Below are 17822 nucleotides of genomic sequence, written 5' to 3' on the forward strand. Positions count from 1 at the left end.
CATTTGAACCAAAATCAACGTCTAAATGAATAATATTTTCTAATTTAGCACTGTCCTAAAAAGGGGAAGTCTACATTTTCTTCTTTTTTATTTAGAGCAACGCGTAATTATTTCTTTTCTAAGTTCTCTTCTTTGCTTCCACATTTAGGACAAGCTTCTACGTATCCTTTTTTAAGTCTTATGCCGTCAATGTATTTAACCACAAATTTTTGAACTTTCATATAGCTATCGCTATGATTATTTACATCTATTTGCTTGTCTTTTAATACTGTACGTATTTTCGAATCATACTCTTGATGCCCCCAACAAACAGGACAAGTGCCTTCTGGAGAAGTGTTTTTCGTTTCCTCTCTTGGCTTTTTAAAGTAATCTAATAAATGATCAATGAAATCCATTTTTTCTAGTTTTTAAGTTCTTATAAATACTCTTAATCTGGTTTCTTAGGATTTAAAGGACGCACCGTAATTTCGTCTATAAGCATATTGTCTGGAGTTTCTAGAATATGTATTAAGGTATCGGCTAAATCTTTAGGTTGAAGCATATGTTGATGCGATTCAATTCCAGAAGTTTTAAAGAAATCAGTGGCAATAGAACCCGGATTCAAACACGTAACTTTAATATGATCTACACGCAATTCTTTTAGCAAGGCAGCGCTAAATCCTTGTACTCCAAATTTTGTAGTACAATAAGCCGCGCTCTCTGGTCGGCCTACTTTCCCTAAAACAGATCCTATATTTACAATATGCTTTACTTCTGAAGTGGTTTTCATAAGCTTAACGATATTCGTGGTGATAAGAAACATTCCGTTTAAGTTAGCGTTAATCATTCCAGACCATTCGTTACAAGAAGTCTCTTCGATTTTATTAAAGGAACCTAAGCCTGCATTATTAACTAATACCTGCGGAATATTTTTCTTAGAAAAAGTATCACTCACCCATTCTTCTACCTTTTTTTCTTCCGAAATATCCAACACCACTGGAATAAAATTTTCCCCTAATTCTTGTTTTAATTCTTGTAAGGCTTTTTCTGTTCTGGCAAGACCGTAAACCAAAGCTCCTTTTTCTACCAATGATGTTGAAAATGCTCTTCCTAAACCGCTACTAGCACCAGTTACAATTGCTATTTTATCTTGAATATTCATAAATAATTTTTACTTTAAATTAATCTTCTTCGTAAGTAAGTTTACCTTTTGTCACTTTTGCTGGTTGCGTATAGGGATGTTCTGTCGTTTTATTCTCTCCCATAATATGTAGAACCTCCCAGGATTCTGCTTTTAAAATATCGGAAATCATAGAGCGATGACAACGCCACCAAACCGCTTCAGCACACATGATAGCTACTTTTTTGGTATTGGCCACTTCCTCTAGCTTTTTTAGTCCTTCTTTAAAGCTATCCGTTTCCATATAATCGGCGTAACCTCTAAAAGATTCATTGCGCCAAACCTTGTTTTTAGAATCGGGGCTTGTTTTTCTTCTCCCCCCTAAATCCTCAAAATATTGATAGTCAATGTTGTGCTTCCGTAAAGAATCTGCTAAAGCATCTTGATTAAACTGTGGGAATTTTCTTGATCCAGGCATGCTTCTTACATCTGCTACCACTTCTACTCCAACCGAGGTTAACATCGCTAGAAATTCTTCTAACGAATGTGTGGAGTGTCCAATGGTGTAAATGGTTTTATGTTTAGAAGTAGACATTTTCAAAATGATTTTAATGGATTTAGGCTAAAATTACAATGCTCCTTGCCAAAGAGAGACAAAGAGCATCGTTTTAGTGAAACATAGTGATTTGAATCTCTAGTTTACGCTAGTTCTGCCTCTAGGCTAATGTTTAAAGATAATGCTTTGCTTACTGGACAGTTGTCTTTTGCAGCATTGGCACATTCCATAAACTTGTATTTGTCTATGTTTGGTATTTTTGCTTTAAGCTTTAAATGAGACTCTGTAAGTTCTAATGCTTCAGCATTCATAGTTACCGTAGCCGATACTTCTAGAGAATCTGGTGTAAAACCTTCTTTCCCTAAAATTAAACTCAAGGCCATAGCAAAACATCCCGCGTGAGAAGCTGCCAGCAATTCATCTGGGTTCGTATTATTGTCGTTCTCAAAACGAGAGGCAAAACAATAAGCAGCCTCGTTTAAAGCTTTACTCTGTGTAGAGATTTTTCCTTCTCCTTCTTTTATAGAACCGCTCCAAACGGCTTTTGCTGTACGTTTCATAAGTATTTGTTTTTCCCTCATGGAGGGGGTTATTTTATCGAGTTCTACCCGTATCATCCGACCAAGATTACCTCGAAATTTTAATTATTTTTAAGATTCATACCTCAAGGAAAAGCCTCGAGGATATTGGTTTTCTATTTAAATTATTTTTCGGCGATAATACCAAAAGCAGTCATTTGCGACTCATACTTTTTAAATACCTTTCTCATTTTCATGATGCGAGCTCGTTCTTTGGGATGCGTTAACACATTAAAACCTATTTTTAAAGTTCTAAAGAAACCTTCGTCTTTGATAACTCTGCTAGGGTTTAAAAGATGCATAGGCGATTCAAAAACTTCTTTTATTTTAAAACCTTCTTTCTTTAAAAGTTCACACCACTCTTGTTGCGTTAGAGGTCTGGCATTAACACGAATGCTTTGTGCTAATTTTCGTTGAATACTAGCTTTGGTTTTATCAGAAATATCATTGGGAGTCAATCCCAATTCGTGAATTCCGTAAAGTCCTCCTTTTTTTAGAATCCGATAAGCTTCTGCAATAATTTCAGATTTTCGATGATCAGCCTGCATAGTAAGCATGGCTTCTCCAATTAGCTTATTCGCATGGGCTTCTTTTAAACCGGTATGAGCTGCGTTGGTATTGATTATTTTATGATTTGTGCCACCAATTTTCTTCGTTAAATCACGTGCGGCTTCCTCATTTAATTCAATCCCTGTGTAAGTTTTAGGATTTTTCTTAAGCAAAAAATTTGCTGTGTATCCAATTCCTGGTGCAAACTCTACGATATCGTCACCCTTACTAATATGTAAAGCATCGATAAGCTTTAAACTGAGTTCTTTTCCACCTGGACGTAATACTTTTTTGCCCATTTTGGCTAAAATCCAATGCCCCTGCTCGGTATCTATCGTCTTGTTTTTCATCAGGACTTTTTGGCTACATCTTCCACGCGTTTAGCCGTATCCTGTTTGTTTAAACTCAGCCGAACAATACTATCTTCTTGCGCTGTTAAATCGTGGGGAACACTTCCTTCCAAAGCAATCAATTCTCCTTTATTTAGAATATGATTTTCTCCACAAACTCCAAAGTCTATTCTTCCTTCAAAGATTTCTACTACAATAGGAAAAGGAGTTTTGTGCTCCTTCATAATCTGTCCTTTCTTAAAGACGATCCTTATTTCTTTCCCATGTTCCGTATCCAATAAAACCTTAATATTAGGACGACTCTCGTTATACTCTAGGTTGGATGTTAATGATGCAGTTTTCATACGTTGTCTGTTTTATAAATGAATTAGCTTATTTAGAATGATTTAAAATTAGCTAAAATTTATTTAATTACAGACTTATTTCGTAAAAAAAAATGATTCTTTTTAGTTAAAAGAAAGACTCATATAAATCTTGCTTCCAGTACATTATAAAGTAGAATAATCCAAAAGCAAACACCACAATCAATAAAGCCCAAATCCAAGACGGAATGGCTTTAGGATTCTCTGAGCCTCTAATAATAAACTTATCGTTAGTTTCACTTCCATAGGCATTAATGATGATGGAAGTTTGGGTATCAATCACCTCGTTTTCTTTCAATCCAATCACAGAAATTTCGGGGCCATTTTTAACTTCAAATGGAATAAGTTTAACTCCTTCTACCTGATTAGATGATTTAGCTACAATCTTAAGTTGGTGTTTGCCATCAGGAATTTTTGTAGTGTCCAAAACAAACTTTACAGGCGGAGCAAATTCAGCAAAAGGCTGTACCTCTTCATCTAGGAATACCTTAATAATCCGATTGTCTTCTATGTTATGAGAGTCCTTCATCTTTGGTAATATTTTTAATGTGGTTAGGGTTCTTTTCTTCAGGTTTTACTAAAAATTTGATACTTAAAAATAAGGTGAATATGACAATAGCAACGGCTACCCAAATAATTACTGCATCCACTACGGCATTAGACTCAAGAGGATCTCCATTTGTTGCCGCTGTAGGTTCACAATACCATTGCGCCCACGTAGGAGTAGTAAATAATAAGATAAGTAGTACTAAAAAATGCTTCTGTTTCATAAACTTATTTATTTCGTTCTATAATTTAGAATCCCTAACTTTTTTAACGTCTTCTTCTTTTACTTCTGGCGCTTCATTACCCCAGCTGTTTCTTTCGTAATTCATAATGGCAGCGACTTCAGCATCTGTTAATTGGTCTGCAAAAGCTTGCATAGGACCATAACCTTCCATTTCATTATAACCTTCCAAAATAATTCTAATCATTTTTTCTGGATCTTCATTATTTACGGTTTCGCTTCCCGCTAAAGGCGGAAATGCTCCCGGAACACCTTTTCCGTTAGCTTGATGACAAGCAGAACATTTATTCATAAATAATTTCTCCCCATCTAAGCCTTTTGAAGCTGAAGCAGAACCACCTCCAGCAGCTTCTTTTATTTTAGAGAAAGGAATAAATTCTGGTTCAGAATTCTCTGGCATTTTAGGTTGTTTTAACGACTGAAGGTACGCCACAAGCTGCATAGCTTCTTCACTCGCAACTATTTTCTTACTAGGATTGTCTAGAAACTGACTAGGTACTGCAACCACCACATCATCTTCTCTTACACTGGTACTATCTACTTCTTCAAATAACCAAGGAAAACTAGGCATAATAGATTCTTCAGAAACTGCTCTTGGATTGTATAAGTGGAGTAATTGCCAAGCCGCACCGGGTTGTCTTACCCCAACATTGGTTAAATCGGGTCCTGTACGCTCACTTCCTAATAAAGAAGCAGATTGACGCCAAATATCTAATCGTTTTTTACTGTACACATAATCTTCAGGAATAGAAGGACGATCTCCCCACATGGCATCCATTTCAATATTTCTTACCTGTTGCGTATGACAGGCTACACAGCCTTCGCCTATAAAAACGTGCAAGCCTTCAAACTCTGTATCTGTTAATTCAGGTTGATCAGGAAGCGGTTGGTAGCTATCTAATTGAAAAGCAGGTATAATCGCAACTCCTATACTAAGCACTGCAAACACGCCAAAAGCGGTAAGTAGTAAAGCTTTATGATTTGTATTAAAATCTAACATATCTATTTTTTAAACGGTTACCGATTCTCCTTTAATTATTTCTGTTCCTCCATTTCTTTTGGTAGACTTCTCTGGTTCTTTTTTAACCATATAATAGAAGTTATAAGCAAAAACTAAATGCGAAATAAACATTAAGGTTCCACCTACAGCACGCCATACCCAATAAGGCTGCATCAACGTAACCGATTCCATAAATGGATTACCTTCCATCCAGCTTAAACCCCTTAAAGTACCTCCATACATCAATGAAATCATATAGGCAAAAAGACCTATAAAAGCTAGCCAAAAATGACCTCCAACCAATAATTGGGAAGGCTCCTTTCCATTTAGTTTCGGAACAATCGTATAAATACAACCCCATAATAAAAAACAAATAATCCCGTACATCGTCATATGAGAGTGTGCTACGTTAAAATCTGTAAAGTGCCAAACGAAATTGGTAAATCGGAAAGCTTGAAAACTTCCTTGACTAGATCCTACAAAGTAGAAGATAACTCCTACTAGAAAGAAAGGTAGCACATAACTTTTTGAAATGTGATTCCAAGCACCACGCATGGTCATTAAGAAGTTAGTAGATCCTGCAATTACTGGAATAAACATCCCAGCACTAAAAACAATAGCCACAGTTTGTAGCCACCAAGGTAACGGACTAAAAACAAAGTGGTGCGTTCCAATCATTGTATAAAACAACATCTGTGTCCAGAAGGCTAATACACCTAATGAATAAGAATAAATAGGCTTATTTAAGGTAGCCGGAAGGTAGTAATAAACCAATCCGAGCGTAAAGGTCATAAACCACATCCCTACGCCTTGGTGCATATAATATCCTTGAATAACGGTTTCTCCCATTCCATTTTGATAAAAGGGCAAATAACCAATCACCGAAAGCACGATCGTCCAAACTAAAGCCGCAAGAATAAACCAGTTGGAAATATAAATTTCTTTTATCTTTCGAGTGGCTACCGTTTTATAAAAATTATATAATGTAAGAATTAAACCTATAGCGAATAAAAGCATAATAGGCCAAATATATTCTCTATATTCTCCCCCGCCATTATTGATACCAGACATTAGCGCTATGTTCCCTAACAATACGGTTGCGTTAATCAATATCCAGGCGATTTTTGCCTTGGCATAACTATAAATTTTGGTGTTGGAAGTTCTGGCGATTACAAAATAGCCTAATCCAATCATGGCTAATGAAGCCCAGCCCCAGAAAACCGTATTGGTATGTACTGGTCTAAGTCTACCAAAAGATAAGAAAGAAATTTTATCTAACTCTGGCCAAATAAATTTAAGTCCGAGGTACTCTCCTACTAAAGTTCCAAATACCAGCCAAAAAGTAGCGGCTGCCAAATAATAGGTAACGATTTGTTTTAACTCTTTTGGAGTTTCTATACTAAGAGGTGTTTTCTTTTTTTCGTCAAAAAATGAATTGTTAGGATCTTTCCTAACGCGTTTCACCAATCCTTTTTTATCTACCGCTTTATTTAAGCTTCCTAACTCATCGCCCTTCAGCTTATAGTTTAAAGCTTTCTTTCGGTTTTCAAGAATACTATCAATTTCATCATTATCTAAAGAAACTAACTCATCACTAAAAGCCATTCGATCTTGATTTAGCTTCTTTTGCTTTAACCTATCGAGATAAGCATTTAGTTTGGCTAAAAAAATGACTACTGCGACAAATAACACGATAATTACAAGTACAACGGTACCAATAATTCCAGGACTAGTTTCCCAATCCTTAGTCATTTGACTGTTTTGAGCGTTTCCAACAAATGAAAGCAATAACAATACTGTGGAAAGAAAATAGATTTTACTGTTTTTCATAAATAACGACATTAAACGTTTTTAGTTTAAAATAGAGCATTTGCTCGATTCATTTTGTCTATAAAGAATCAGCAACAAAAGTATTTTTTATTAAGTCATAATTTTATGATTGAACTCATAAAAGAATATTTAATGACAAAAATCACCTTTAATCTAAAAAAGAGATTCGAGAATAAATAAATTTACTAATTAAATCAAAAAAAGGTCTGACAATTAACTCAAACCTTCTCTGTATAGATGAAAACATCTAAACTATTTCTACATTTTACGCGTGTTGTAGTTCGTGTTTTCCTTCGTGAATTTCTTCAATCACTTTAGCATTAAAAGCTTTTAAATCGCCAGGATTTCTACTCGTTACCAAAGCTTGATCTACAACTACTTCTTTATCTACCCAATTGGCTCCCGCATTTTCTAAATCTTTCCTAATAGATTTGAAAGAAGTCATCGTTCTGCCTTTAACTACTTCTGCGTTAATAAGTGGCCAACCACCGTGGCATATAGCTGCAACTGGTTTACCTTCTTTAAAGAAGTCTTGTATAAATGTTATTGCATCTTCGTCAATTCTTAATTTATCTGGATTAATCACTCCGCCTGGCAATACCAAAGCATTGTAATTTTTAGAAGAAACTTCACTTAAGGTTTTATCTACCTTAAAATCTTTTCCCCAATCGCCATCTGTCCAACTTTTTATACTTCCGCTTTTTAAACTTACTATATCTACATCAAAACCTTCATTCTTTAATGCTTCTAAAGGAGAATTTAATTCACTTTCTTCAAATCCATTGGTGGCTAAAATAGCTACTTTCTTTTTCATAATATTCTTTTTTAAATTCGTGTTTTATTTTATACTAAGTTAAAAAGAATATGCTTATTTTTTCCTAAAGTAAGCTTAAACTTTAATGCACAATCCGTTAAAAAATCATAACGATAAATTAATCTCTAGGTTCTGAAAGTTTATCTAAGTCTTTTTTATTACGTTCAATTTCTCGACGCTTTTCTTCTAATTCTTCTAGCTCCTGATAATAGGCAGGTTCTGCTAGATTACTAGGTACAATATCTTCATTCTTATACAAGGCATATTGTACGGTAAATTCTGCTCCAAAAAACAAAATAAGACAAGAATAATAAACCCATAATAAAATTAAAACGACAGATGAGGCTCCACCATAAGCCGAGGCAGGATCACTTTCACTAAAATAAAATCCTAATAAATACTTACCAATTAAAAACAAAAGTGTGGTTAAAGAAGCCCCAATGAAAGTAGTTTTCCATTTAATTTTTATATCGGGTAATAATCTAATTATACTAGCAAATAAAAATCCTATAAATATATAGCTCAATATAAAATTAAGTACTCCTACCCCATAAGAGGTAATTTTGGGCGCATAAACGCTGATGTAATCGCTTAAATAGGAAATTAATGTAGAGACAACTAATGAAATTAACATCAGAAAGCCAATAACAAAGATCATTCCTAGAGAAATTATCCTATCTAAAATGATACCTTTTATATTGTCATTTTTAGGGCGAACACTCCAAATATTATTCATTGCTTTTTTAAGCTGAAAAAATGCTCCTGTAGCACCAAATACTAAAACTCCTATACTAATGATTAAAGTCATAAAATTTCCTTCCTCAATCACAGCGCTCCCTATCATAGATTGGATAGAATCCGCAGTTTCAGGCCCCGTAATATCGCTTATTTGAGCAATTAATTTTTGTTCCACATTAGAACGTTTAAAAAAATAACCCGCAATCCAAGTAATGATTAATAATAGTGAAGGTAAAGAAAAAAGCGTATAATATGCCACTACAGCACTGTGCTGAAAAGGCTCATTATTCATCCAGTTTTGGTATGTTTTTCTGAGAACTAGTAACTTTTCCTTCATGGATAATATAATTTTATATTAAAAATAAAAAATCTGCCCGCTAAGGCAGATTTAATTTCGTTAAAAAAGCTGTAAAACTTTAAGCCATAGTCTTGGTAAACTGTCCTTCTCTACGTTGTTTTTCCTCTAACAATAAAGCATATTCTCTACCAGTTTGTCCTTTAACTGAAGAGTTTTCTTGTGCTCTTCTAATTAAATAAGGTATTACATCTCTAATAGGACCAAAAGGAACCAATTTTGCTGCATTATATCCGTTAAGGCCTAAATTAAAGGAAATATGATCACTCATTCCAAAAAGCTGACTAAACCATATTCTTTCATCATCTTTAGGTATGTCTTTTTCTTCCATTAACTGCATGGTTAAATAGGTACTTACCTCATTATGCGTTCCAATATAGAGTGAAATATCTTCCAAATTTTGTAACGCATAGTAAATTACCGTATTAAAGTTAACATCGGTCGCTTCTTTATCTTCGCAAATAGGAGTTGGATACCCCATTTTTTCTGCTCTCGCATTTTCCTTTTCCATATAGGCACCACGCACAATCTTAATTCCCACTTTAAAACCATTATTTTTAGCACGCTTATGCAGGTCTTTTGCATATTGAAGCCTGTCCCAACGGTAGCATTGTAAAGTGTTATACACAATTACTTTTTCTTGATTGTACTTAGACATCATTTCTTCCAATAAATCGTCTGCCGCGGTTTGCATCCAAGATTCTTCGGCATCGGCCAAAATTCTCATATCCAATTGATGTGCCAATTGGCAAATTTCATCTACACGAGCCACTACTCTATTCCATTCTTTTTGTTCCTCTTTATTAAGCTCTTTTTTAATAGACACTTTTTCCCAAATAGCGAAGCTTCCTATTCCTGTAGGTTTAAATACCGTGAACGGAATTGCTTCTTGCTTATTTGCAAACTCTACAAGACCAGATTTTGTCTCTAAGGCTTTATCAAATTGTTCTTCCTCCTCTTTTCCTTCCGAAGAAAAATCCAATACACTATGCACGTTCATTTCATGCATTTCTTTAATGATGGGCAAGCAGTCTTCTTTAGAAGTTCCTCCACAAAACATTTTAAAAATAGTTTTCTTGATAATACCTTCTACAGGCAAATGCAGTTTTAGAGCAAGATTAGTAAGTCTCGTCCCAATAGCCACTAAAAAACCTTTATTCATCATACTAAAAATGTATAAAGATTTTTTTAACTCACTATCATTTTTTAAAGCAAAAGCTCTCTTTGTATTATTAAAAATCTTAGTAACCATCAACGCTTATTTTTTTGTAAATATAAGCCGCGAAGTAACACTATTTTCTTTTTTCTATTTAATTTCGGCACTCATTTAACATCAACTTTAATGAAATCTATAGTTTCTATTAACAATTGCATACACTTTGGAGAAATGGCATACCAATCTTTAAACACCTATCTCAAAGAATCCCAACCTTCTAAGGTTTTTATTCTAGTAGATTCAAATACCAAAGAGCTTTGTTTACCCCATTTTTTACAGTTGTTAGCCACAGATATTAGTATAGAAATTATTGAAATTGATTCTGGAGAAAAAGAGAAAAATATAAATACATGTAACGGAATATGGGAAACTCTATCAGAATTGGATGCCGATAGGAAGTCCTTATGTATTAATTTAGGCGGTGGCGTGGTTACAGATCTTGGCGGATTTGTTGCTTCTACCTTTAAAAGAGGAATTGCTTACATTAATATCCCAACTAGCTTATTAGGAATGGTAGATGCTGCCGTTGGCGGAAAAACTGGAGTAGATCTAGGAAAGTTGAAGAATCAGATTGGAGTGATTAGCAATCCCGAAATGGTTCTTATAGATACCAGATTCCTAAATACCTTAAGTGCTAGTGAAATGAGAAGCGGATTGGCAGAAATGCTTAAACACGGGCTTATTTATGATCTTAATTATTGGAAAAAAATGAGTGATTTATCTCAGCTAACGTTAGAAGACTTGGACGCTTTAATTTATGAATCCATTCTAATTAAAAACACTATTGTTACCCAAGATCTTAATGAAGATGGAATTAGAAAAACCTTAAACTTTGGTCATACGCTAGGCCATGCCATAGAAAGCTATTTTTTAGAACACAAAGAAAAATCGCTATTACACGGAGAAGCCGTTGCTGTAGGAGTGATTCTCGCCGCGTACCTTTCTAACCAACTTAAAGGCTTGGGAGATTCGCAAACTAAAGAAATAAAAGAAACAATTTTAAAAACCTTTGCAAAAGTAGAGTTTCATAAAAAAGACCTGGCTCCTATCATAGAGCTCATGAAATACGATAAAAAGAACAGTCATGGCAATATCAATTTTGTTCTTTTATCAGCAATAGGAGAACCTATCATAGACTGCCAAGTCTCTAATGATTTAATCGAAGAAAGCTTTAAATTTTATAGCGAATAACTATAGAATTTGCTCTGCGTGCGCTTTAGTTTTTACTTTAGAAATGACAGTTTCTATTTTTCCGTTTTCATCAATCACAAAAGTGGTTCGGTGAATGCCTTCATATTCTTTCCCCATAAACTTTTTAGGTCCCCAAACCCCAAAAGCTTTAATGACTTCCTTTTCTTCATCGGCTAACAAAGGATAAGGTAGTTCGTGTTTATTTTTAAAATTTTGCTGTCTTTTAGGAGTATCTGCACTTACCCCCAAAATATCATAACCTTTTTTTCGAAACGTCTCCCAATTATCACGTAGGTTACATGCTTCGGTGGTACAACCAGGAGTACTTGCTTTAGGATAGAAAAAAACCACTAGTTTCTTTCCTTTATAGTCGCTAAGTTGGTGCGTATTTCCGTCTTGATCTTTTGCTGAAAAATTTGGAGCCTGATCTCCTTCTTGTAATGTGGTCATAATTGTTATTTTTGTTTAAAAATACATAAAATGAACAAGCAAGAAAAAGTAAGTTTCGTTATAAATACGTTAAAGGAACTCTATCCTACAATTCCCGTTCCTTTAGATCATCAAGATCCCTATACCTTATTAATTGCCGTTTTACTTTCTGCACAATGCACCGATAAAAAAGTAAATCAGATTACCCCTATTCTTTTCGCGAGAGCAGACAATCCTTATGAAATGGTTAAGATGTCGGTAGAGGAAATAAGAGAAATCATCAGGCCTGTAGGTTTATCACCTATGAAAGCTAAAGGAATATATGGCCTATCTAAGATGCTAATTGAAGATCATCACGGCATCGTTCCCGAGGATATCGAAATATTAGAAACCTTTCCTGCTGTAGGTCATAAAACGGCAAGTGTGGTAGTATCTCAAGCTTTTGGAATACCTGCTTTTCCTGTAGATACTCATATTCATAGATTGATGTACCGTTGGAATCTAACCAATGGAAAGAATGTAAAACAAACAGAAAAGGATGCCAAAAGATTGTTCCCTAGAAATATATGGAATGAGTTGCACCTGCAAATCATTTGGTATGGAAGGGAGTATTCTCCGGCAAGAGGCTGGAATTTAGAGAAAGATGTGATCACTAAGACTATTGGTAGAAAAAGTGTGTTAGAAAATTATGCTAAAACAAAAAAAAGAACCCGGTAGCTAACAACGGGTTCTTTAAAGTTTAGTTAAGAAGTGCTTCAAACTTCATATTTTTATAATCTATAACACTTAAAGCCTTAGAGTAATTTAGCAAAAAAGCGATGGTTTCTTTGCGAGGTTGTAGGTTTCCCAATTTTTCTTCTTTAGAAGGTTTATGTAAGTAAAGTTTAGCCATTTATGGTTTTTTTCGTTAGTCTTTTAAAATAACGAAAAAAAAATGGACTTATTGTATTAATTGGTTAAAACAATATTGTGCTTTTCTATCACCTTTCTTAAGTTGATTAATGCATACCTCATTCTTCCCAGCGCGGTATTGATACTTACATCGGTTCGCGCGGCAATTTCCTTAAAGCTCATGTCTTTATATATACGCATGACCAACACTTCTTTTTGATCCTCTGGAAGTTCCTCGATTAGATTTTTCACATCATTCTCTATTTGATTTTTCACCATCAAACGTTCCGCATCTAAACCATCATCTTTTAAAACATCGAAAATATCAAAATCACCGCTGCAGTCAAATTTAGGCATGCGGTTATTTTTTCTAAAGTAATCAATTACAAGGTTGTGAGCAATTCTCATCACCCAAGGTAAAAACTTACCCTCTTCATTATATTTTCCTCGTTTCAAGGTTCTAATCACCTTTATAAAGGTGTCCTGAAAGATATCTTCAGTGACATCACGATCAAATACTTTAGAGTAAATAAAATTATATAAACGTTGCTGATGGCGATTAACTAATTTAGATAAAGCTAATTCGTCACCTTTCATATAGCAACTAACAAGATATGCGTCTGTAGATGTTTTGATTTTTTTCATACAAGTTACTTAGGTAAACATACAAGAAAAGTTCTCGGTATGTTTAAATTAAAAATTTGGGTTTTTTTTAAGTAACTCTATGCAATAGGCAGAAATATTCTTTTTGTTCGAGGTAAATATATAAATATAATTGAGACAATCACACAAAAGTTAATTATTTTAACGTTTTTTCTGCTAAATCAATCCTTTTATACCGTCTGTTTATTAATTACCTTTGCTGGATAGCTTTATAAACAGTGATGATAAGAGATCTTTCAAAAATAAATCCAAAAGAAAATATAATTATAAAAGGAGCCAAACTCCACAATCTAAAAAATATAGATGTGGTGATTCCTCGCAATAAACTGGTGGTAATTACCGGTTTGTCGGGTTCGGGGAAATCAAGTTTAGCTTTTGATACGCTTTACGCGGAAGGACAACGGCGGTATGTGGAAAGTCTTTCTTCGTATGCGAGGCAGTTTTTAGGAAGGCTAGACAAGCCTAAAGTAGATTATATAAAAGGAATTGCTCCTGCAATTGCGATAGAGCAAAAAGTAAATTCCACCAATCCACGTTCTACCGTAGGGACTTCTACAGAAGTTTATGACTACCTCAAACTATTATACGCCAGAATAGGAAAAACATTTTCTCCCGTTTCGGGAAAACAAGTAAAGAAAGATACGGTAACCGATGTGGTTGCGTATTTCAAATCTTTGGCTGTAAAAGAAAAATTGCTCCTCCTCGCTCCTATTCATATCGAAAAAGGAAGAGATTTATTAGAGAAGCTGAACGTATTACAACAACAAGGCTTTAGCCGAATTAAATGGAAGGATCAAGTTTTACGTATAGAGGAAGCGCCAAAAGATATTAAAGGAGAAGCCTTTTTAGTGGTAGATCGTATTGTAATTAAAGACGATGAAGACTTTTTTAACCGTCTAGCGGATGCCATCCAGACCGCATTTTATGAAGGAAAAGGAGAGCTTTTTGTAGAGAATTTAACGCAGGAGAAAACACAACAATTCAGTAATAAATTTGAGCTTGACGGAATAAAATTCTTAGAGCCAAATGTGCACTTGTTTAGTTTTAATAACCCTTACGGTTCTTGTCCGAAATGTGAAGGTTACGGAGATGTAGTGGGCCTCGATGAAGATTTGATCTTCCCCAATACCTCCCTTTCTGTTTATGAAAACGCTATTTTTCCTTGGCGTGGAGAAAGCATGAGTTCTCACCGAGATCAACTGGTGAACAACTCCCATAAATTTGATTTTCCTATTCACAAACCTTATTTTGAGTTAACGGAAGATCAAAAACAACTTTTATGGGACGGAAACTCTTATTTTAAAGGCTTAACTGCTTTCTTCGATAAAATGGAAGCCAAAGCTTATAAAATTCAGAATAGAGTAATGCTTTCGCGTTACCGCGGAAAAACAAAGTGCTCCGTTTGTAAAGGAAAACGTTTGCGTAAAGAAGCAGAATACGTAAAAATTGATGATCGTCCCATCACAGCCTTGGTAGAAATGCCTTTACAAGATCTTAAAGACTTCTTTAATACCTTAAAATTAGATGCTCAAGATCAAGCCATCGCAAAAAGACTTCTGAAAGAGATCAACAGTCGGTTGGAGTTTTTATCTAACGTTGGCTTAGATTACTTAACGCTAAATAGAAAGTCCAACAGTCTTTCTGGCGGAGAATCCCAGCGAATCAATTTGGCCACTTCTTTAGGTTCTAGTTTGGTGGGTTCTATGTACATTTTAGATGAACCTTCCATTGGCCTTCATCCCAAAGATACAGAGAAACTGATTCAGGTGTTAAAAGATTTGAGAGATTTAGGGAATACGGTGATTGTGGTAGAACACGATGAAGATATGATGAAAGCCGCCGATGAAATTATAGATATTGGTCCTGAAGCCGGTACTTTTGGCGGAGAAGTAGTAGCGGTTGGAAATTATGAAGAAATTCTAAAAGCAGATTCGCTTACTGCCAAATACTTAAATGGAGAATATAAAATTGAAATTCCGCGAAAGCGTAGAGGTTATAAATATTATATAGACATCATTGGTGCTAGGGAAAACAATTTAAAAAATATAGATGTCAGGTTTCCTTTAGGGGTATTTACAGCAGTAACGGGAGTTTCAGGAAGTGGAAAAAGCACCTTGGTAAGAAAATTACTTTATCCTTCTATCTTGAAAGAAACCGGTGGTTACGGAGCCAAAGTGGGAGAAATGACGACCATTAAAGGAAAGTATGAAAATGTAAAACACATAGAGTTTGTAGATCAAAACCCTATTGGGAGGTCTTCTCGCTCCAATCCTGTGACTTACATTAAAGCTTACGATGTAATTCGGTCGCTTTTTGCTTCACAAAAATTAGCACAAGTTAGAAATTTTAAAACGAAACACTTCAGTTTTAATGTAGATGGGGGACGTTGTGAAACCTGTAAAGGAGAGGGCGAAGTGACCATAGAAATGCAGTTTATGGCCGATGTGCATTTAATTTGTGAAACTTGTAACGGGAAACGTTTTAAGAAAGAAGTTTTAGAGGTAAAGTTTGAAGGGAAAAATATTGATGATGTATTGACCATGACTATTGATGATGCTATTGCTTTCTTTAACCAAGAAAATCAGGCTAAGATTGTGAAAAAATTACAGTCTTTACAAGATGTTGGCTTGGGATATGTTACATTGGGACAAAGCTCCTCTACCCTTTCTGGAGGAGAAGCACAACGTATTAAATTAGCTTCTTTTTTAGGAAAAGCTACGACTAAAGATAAGGCTTTATTTATTTTTGATGAACCTACTACGGGGCTTCATTTTCACGATATTAAAAAATTGCTTCAATCTTTTCAAGCCTTAATAGAAAAAGGACATTCAGTCGTGGTGATTGAACATAATATGGACTTGGTAAAATGTGCCGATTACATCATTGATCTCGGTTTAGAAGGAGGAATAAAAGGCGGACATTTAATCGCAAAAGGTACTCCTGAAGAAGTGGCAAAAAGCAAAAAATCCTTTACGGCTCCTTATCTTTCAGAAAAGCTATAATGGTACAATTATTGCTCATATTTAAGTGATTATGTATTTCATAATAGCATAATTTTGGTTAGTTAGTTTAAAGGGTTCTTTTTTAAAGAGCCCTTTTTTATTTCTGCAACTCACTGATTAATAGGTAATAAACACTTTGGCACATTAATTGTTTTTTACCATACAGAATAACTATTAAAATCCATACTCATGAAAAAGTTTATCAACCTAGTGCTGTTGCTATGTATTGCAACAAGTGCTTTCGCAAAAGAAAATAGAGCCGACACCTCTAGACATTATGATTATGGTAAATCTATTATTTTTACTGAAAACAATATAGAATTTGCCATATATCCAGATGGACAATTCGATTTTTATTATCAGCCAGCAACCACGAATGTCAATATTCAAAATTCTAATGTAAACATTAGCTTTAATAGCGGTTACAATTATGATCCTTATGTACAATATGATGATTATGGAGCTATTGTGCAAATAGAAAATGTTCCTATCTATTATGATTATTATGGACGAATCATACAAGCCGGAAACATTAGGGTTAATTATAATAACGCTGGAAGACTCGTAAATGTAGGTGGATTAAACGTGTATTACGATGGTTATGGTCATTTCTCTCACTTTAGAGGATACATCAACTCTTATAATAGAGGTTATGTACATAGACCTTGGCACAGGTATTATACAAGACCGTTAGCAAGTCATGGTATCGTTTATACAAGACCTTACAGAGCTTATTACCATCCGCATAGAGTAACTTATGATTACTATAGAAATCATTATAGTCCTCGTACTCAAAGAGATTTTTACAGACCAAATCAAAGAGTGACGAATTATAGAAGAGGTGAAACTAGTACGACTAGAAGAAGTCTAGCAAGTAACAACACCAGAAGAAATGCTAATGAAGCTTCTAACGTTAGAAACTCTAACGCACGAAACACTAGAAGATCTACTCAAAATAATACCCGTAGAAGTTCTGCGAACACGCGTAACGGAAACAGAGAAGTAATTCGCAATAGCGAAAGAAGGATCAATAGCGGTACGACTTCTTCAAAGAGAAAATCGGTTTCTACGAGAAGAAGCAATGAAAAAGCAGGTTCAATAAAAACTCCGACTCCACAGAAGCAGAGCGTTTCAACAAGAAATAAAAAGCAAGTGCGTTCAAACCAGGCTCAACCTGCACAAAAACAAAGAGTTTCTACTCGAAATAACAGCAGTAGAACAAAACCAAACGCGAATAAAACACGTACATCTAGTAATACCAGAGATACTTCTGCTACCCGCAGAAGATAAATGTTAGTTTTGGTTGGTTAGTTTTTCCCCTTTCTAAATAGCTTATGGAGTGTCTACCTTTGATGTGACGATTTTTTAGAGTCCATAAATATTTATAGATTTAAATTATGGCAAAAAAACAT

General features: G+C 34.8%; 20 protein-coding genes. 4 read left to right on the plus strand and 16 right to left on the minus strand.

Annotation, left to right across the window (positions count from 1 at the left end):
- Positions 1-107: 107 nt before the first annotated feature.
- The 13 genes from RBU60_RS13025 to RBU60_RS13085 all read right to left on the minus strand — a co-directional run bounded on the left by RBU60_RS13025 (position 108) and on the right by RBU60_RS13085 (position 10273).
- Entirely contained in the window at positions 108-395 is a 288-nt protein-coding gene (locus RBU60_RS13025) for a hypothetical protein (protein ID WP_308865489.1), read from the minus strand.
- A gap of 32 nt (positions 396-427) precedes the next feature.
- Positions 428-1141, minus strand: a complete 714-nt coding sequence (locus RBU60_RS13030) for an SDR family oxidoreductase (protein ID WP_308865490.1) — start codon at positions 1139-1141, stop codon at positions 428-430.
- Between the two features lie 19 nt (positions 1142-1160).
- On the minus strand, positions 1161-1694 hold the full coding sequence (locus tag RBU60_RS13035) for a DUF488 domain-containing protein (protein ID WP_308865491.1): 534 nt from the start codon (positions 1692-1694) through the stop codon (positions 1161-1163).
- Positions 1695-1798: 104 nt separating this feature from the next.
- Positions 1799-2215 carry an OsmC family protein gene (locus RBU60_RS13040; protein WP_308865492.1) on the minus strand — a complete coding sequence of 139 codons (417 nt, stop codon included), beginning with the start codon at positions 2213-2215 and terminating at the stop codon, positions 1799-1801.
- A 143-nt stretch (positions 2216-2358) separates the two neighbouring features.
- Positions 2359-3132: a class I SAM-dependent methyltransferase gene (locus tag RBU60_RS13045; protein ID WP_308865493.1), complete on the minus strand. Its 774-nt coding sequence runs from the start codon at positions 3130-3132 to the stop codon at positions 2359-2361.
- Entirely contained in the window at positions 3132-3476 is a 345-nt protein-coding gene (locus RBU60_RS13050; RefSeq protein WP_308865494.1) for a cupin domain-containing protein, read from the minus strand. Before RBU60_RS13050 ends, RBU60_RS13045 begins: the two co-directional genes overlap by 1 nt.
- Positions 3477-3582: 106 nt before the next feature.
- Positions 3583-4023, minus strand: a complete 441-nt coding sequence (locus tag RBU60_RS13055) for a cytochrome C (protein ID WP_308865495.1) — start codon at positions 4021-4023, stop codon at positions 3583-3585.
- Positions 4007-4264, minus strand: a complete 258-nt coding sequence (locus tag RBU60_RS13060; protein WP_308865496.1) for a hypothetical protein — start codon at positions 4262-4264, stop codon at positions 4007-4009. The genes RBU60_RS13055 and RBU60_RS13060 overlap by 17 nt, the downstream gene beginning before the upstream one ends.
- Positions 4265-4282: 18 nt before the next feature.
- Complete coding sequence (locus RBU60_RS13065; RefSeq protein WP_308865497.1) at positions 4283-5281, minus strand: cbb3-type cytochrome c oxidase subunit II; 999 nt, start codon at positions 5279-5281, stop codon at positions 4283-4285.
- Positions 5282-5290: 9 nt separating this feature from the next.
- A complete protein-coding gene (locus RBU60_RS13070; protein ID WP_407660211.1) occupies positions 5291-7111 on the minus strand; it encodes a cbb3-type cytochrome c oxidase subunit I in 1821 nt (606 codons plus the stop codon).
- 265 nt (positions 7112-7376) lie between these two features.
- A complete protein-coding gene (locus RBU60_RS13075) occupies positions 7377-7925 on the minus strand; it encodes a type 1 glutamine amidotransferase domain-containing protein (protein WP_308865498.1) in 549 nt (182 codons plus the stop codon).
- A gap of 118 nt (positions 7926-8043) precedes the next feature.
- Positions 8044-9000 carry a YihY/virulence factor BrkB family protein gene (locus RBU60_RS13080; RefSeq protein ID WP_308865499.1) on the minus strand — a complete coding sequence of 319 codons (957 nt, stop codon included), beginning with the start codon at positions 8998-9000 and terminating at the stop codon, positions 8044-8046.
- Between the two features lie 79 nt (positions 9001-9079).
- Entirely contained in the window at positions 9080-10273 is a 1194-nt protein-coding gene (locus tag RBU60_RS13085; protein WP_308865500.1) for a proline dehydrogenase family protein, read from the minus strand.
- 87 nt (positions 10274-10360) lie between these two features.
- Between RBU60_RS13085 and aroB the strand changes: the two genes are divergently transcribed.
- Positions 10361-11425 carry a 3-dehydroquinate synthase gene (aroB, locus tag RBU60_RS13090; RefSeq protein ID WP_308865501.1) on the plus strand — a complete coding sequence of 355 codons (1065 nt, stop codon included), beginning with the start codon at positions 10361-10363 and terminating at the stop codon, positions 11423-11425.
- On the opposite strand, the gene bcp is transcribed toward aroB, so the two are convergent.
- Complete coding sequence (bcp, locus tag RBU60_RS13095; RefSeq protein ID WP_308865502.1) at positions 11426-11875, minus strand: thioredoxin-dependent thiol peroxidase; 450 nt, start codon at positions 11873-11875, stop codon at positions 11426-11428. It lies immediately after the preceding gene.
- A gap of 30 nt (positions 11876-11905) precedes the next feature.
- On the opposite strand from bcp, the gene RBU60_RS13100 reads away from it, so the two are divergent.
- Complete coding sequence (locus RBU60_RS13100; protein WP_308865503.1) at positions 11906-12571, plus strand: endonuclease III domain-containing protein; 666 nt, start codon at positions 11906-11908, stop codon at positions 12569-12571.
- 22 nt (positions 12572-12593) lie between these two features.
- Here RBU60_RS13100 and RBU60_RS13105 read toward each other — a convergent pair whose 3' ends face one another.
- Both RBU60_RS13105 and RBU60_RS13110 read right to left on the minus strand, forming a co-directional pair.
- The gene (locus RBU60_RS13105; protein WP_308865504.1) at positions 12594-12746 is read right to left on the minus strand and encodes a hypothetical protein; all 153 of its coding nucleotides are present in this window, start codon (positions 12744-12746) and stop codon (positions 12594-12596) included.
- Between the two features lie 56 nt (positions 12747-12802).
- Entirely contained in the window at positions 12803-13390 is a 588-nt protein-coding gene (locus RBU60_RS13110; RefSeq protein ID WP_308865505.1) for an RNA polymerase sigma factor, read from the minus strand.
- A gap of 239 nt (positions 13391-13629) precedes the next feature.
- Here RBU60_RS13110 and uvrA point away from each other — a divergent pair, with 239 nt between their 5' ends.
- Both uvrA and RBU60_RS13120 read left to right on the plus strand, forming a co-directional pair.
- A complete protein-coding gene (uvrA, locus tag RBU60_RS13115) occupies positions 13630-16410 on the plus strand; it encodes an excinuclease ABC subunit UvrA (RefSeq protein ID WP_308865506.1) in 2781 nt (926 codons plus the stop codon).
- Positions 16411-16599: 189 nt separating this feature from the next.
- Positions 16600-17700 (plus strand): hypothetical protein, encoded by a 1101-nt coding sequence (locus RBU60_RS13120; protein ID WP_308865507.1) that lies wholly within the window; start codon positions 16600-16602, stop codon positions 17698-17700.
- The last annotated feature ends 122 nt before the right edge of the window (positions 17701-17822 follow it).

This window comes from Mesonia profundi (assembly GCF_031085155.1).
Lineage (GTDB): Bacteria > Bacteroidota > Bacteroidia > Flavobacteriales > Flavobacteriaceae > Mesonia > Mesonia profundi.

Coding starts and splice junctions, on each gene's coding strand:
- RBU60_RS13040 (WP_308865492.1), bottom strand. CDS start 2,215: ATGAAACGTACAGCAAAAGCCGTTTGGAGCGGTTCTATAAAAGAAGGA.
- aroB (WP_308865501.1), top strand. CDS start 10,361: ATGAAATCTATAGTTTCTATTAACAATTGCATACACTTTGGAGAAATG.
- RBU60_RS13120 (WP_308865507.1), top strand. CDS start 16,600: ATGAAAAAGTTTATCAACCTAGTGCTGTTGCTATGTATTGCAACAAGT.
- RBU60_RS13035 (WP_308865491.1), bottom strand. CDS start 1,694: ATGTCTACTTCTAAACATAAAACCATTTACACCATTGGACACTCCACA.
- RBU60_RS13080 (WP_308865499.1), bottom strand. CDS start 9,000: ATGAAGGAAAAGTTACTAGTTCTCAGAAAAACATACCAAAACTGGATG.
- RBU60_RS13075 (WP_308865498.1), bottom strand. CDS start 7,925: ATGAAAAAGAAAGTAGCTATTTTAGCCACCAATGGATTTGAAGAAAGT.
- RBU60_RS13050 (WP_308865494.1), bottom strand. CDS start 3,476: ATGAAAACTGCATCATTAACATCCAACCTAGAGTATAACGAGAGTCGT.
- RBU60_RS13070 (WP_407660211.1), bottom strand. CDS start 7,111: ATGAAAAACAGTAAAATCTATTTTCTTTCCACAGTATTGTTATTGCTT.
- uvrA (WP_308865506.1), top strand. CDS start 13,630: ATGATAAGAGATCTTTCAAAAATAAATCCAAAAGAAAATATAATTATA.
- RBU60_RS13110 (WP_308865505.1), bottom strand. CDS start 13,390: ATGAAAAAAATCAAAACATCTACAGACGCATATCTTGTTAGTTGCTAT.
- RBU60_RS13105 (WP_308865504.1), bottom strand. CDS start 12,746: ATGGCTAAACTTTACTTACATAAACCTTCTAAAGAAGAAAAATTGGGA.
- RBU60_RS13065 (WP_308865497.1), bottom strand. CDS start 5,281: ATGTTAGATTTTAATACAAATCATAAAGCTTTACTACTTACCGCTTTT.
- RBU60_RS13100 (WP_308865503.1), top strand. CDS start 11,906: ATGAACAAGCAAGAAAAAGTAAGTTTCGTTATAAATACGTTAAAGGAA.
- RBU60_RS13055 (WP_308865495.1), bottom strand. CDS start 4,023: ATGAAGGACTCTCATAACATAGAAGACAATCGGATTATTAAGGTATTC.
- bcp (WP_308865502.1), bottom strand. CDS start 11,875: ATGACCACATTACAAGAAGGAGATCAGGCTCCAAATTTTTCAGCAAAA.
- RBU60_RS13025 (WP_308865489.1), bottom strand. CDS start 395: ATGGATTTCATTGATCATTTATTAGATTACTTTAAAAAGCCAAGAGAG.
- RBU60_RS13045 (WP_308865493.1), bottom strand. CDS start 3,132: ATGAAAAACAAGACGATAGATACCGAGCAGGGGCATTGGATTTTAGCC.
- RBU60_RS13060 (WP_308865496.1), bottom strand. CDS start 4,264: ATGAAACAGAAGCATTTTTTAGTACTACTTATCTTATTATTTACTACT.
- RBU60_RS13030 (WP_308865490.1), bottom strand. CDS start 1,141: ATGAATATTCAAGATAAAATAGCAATTGTAACTGGTGCTAGTAGCGGT.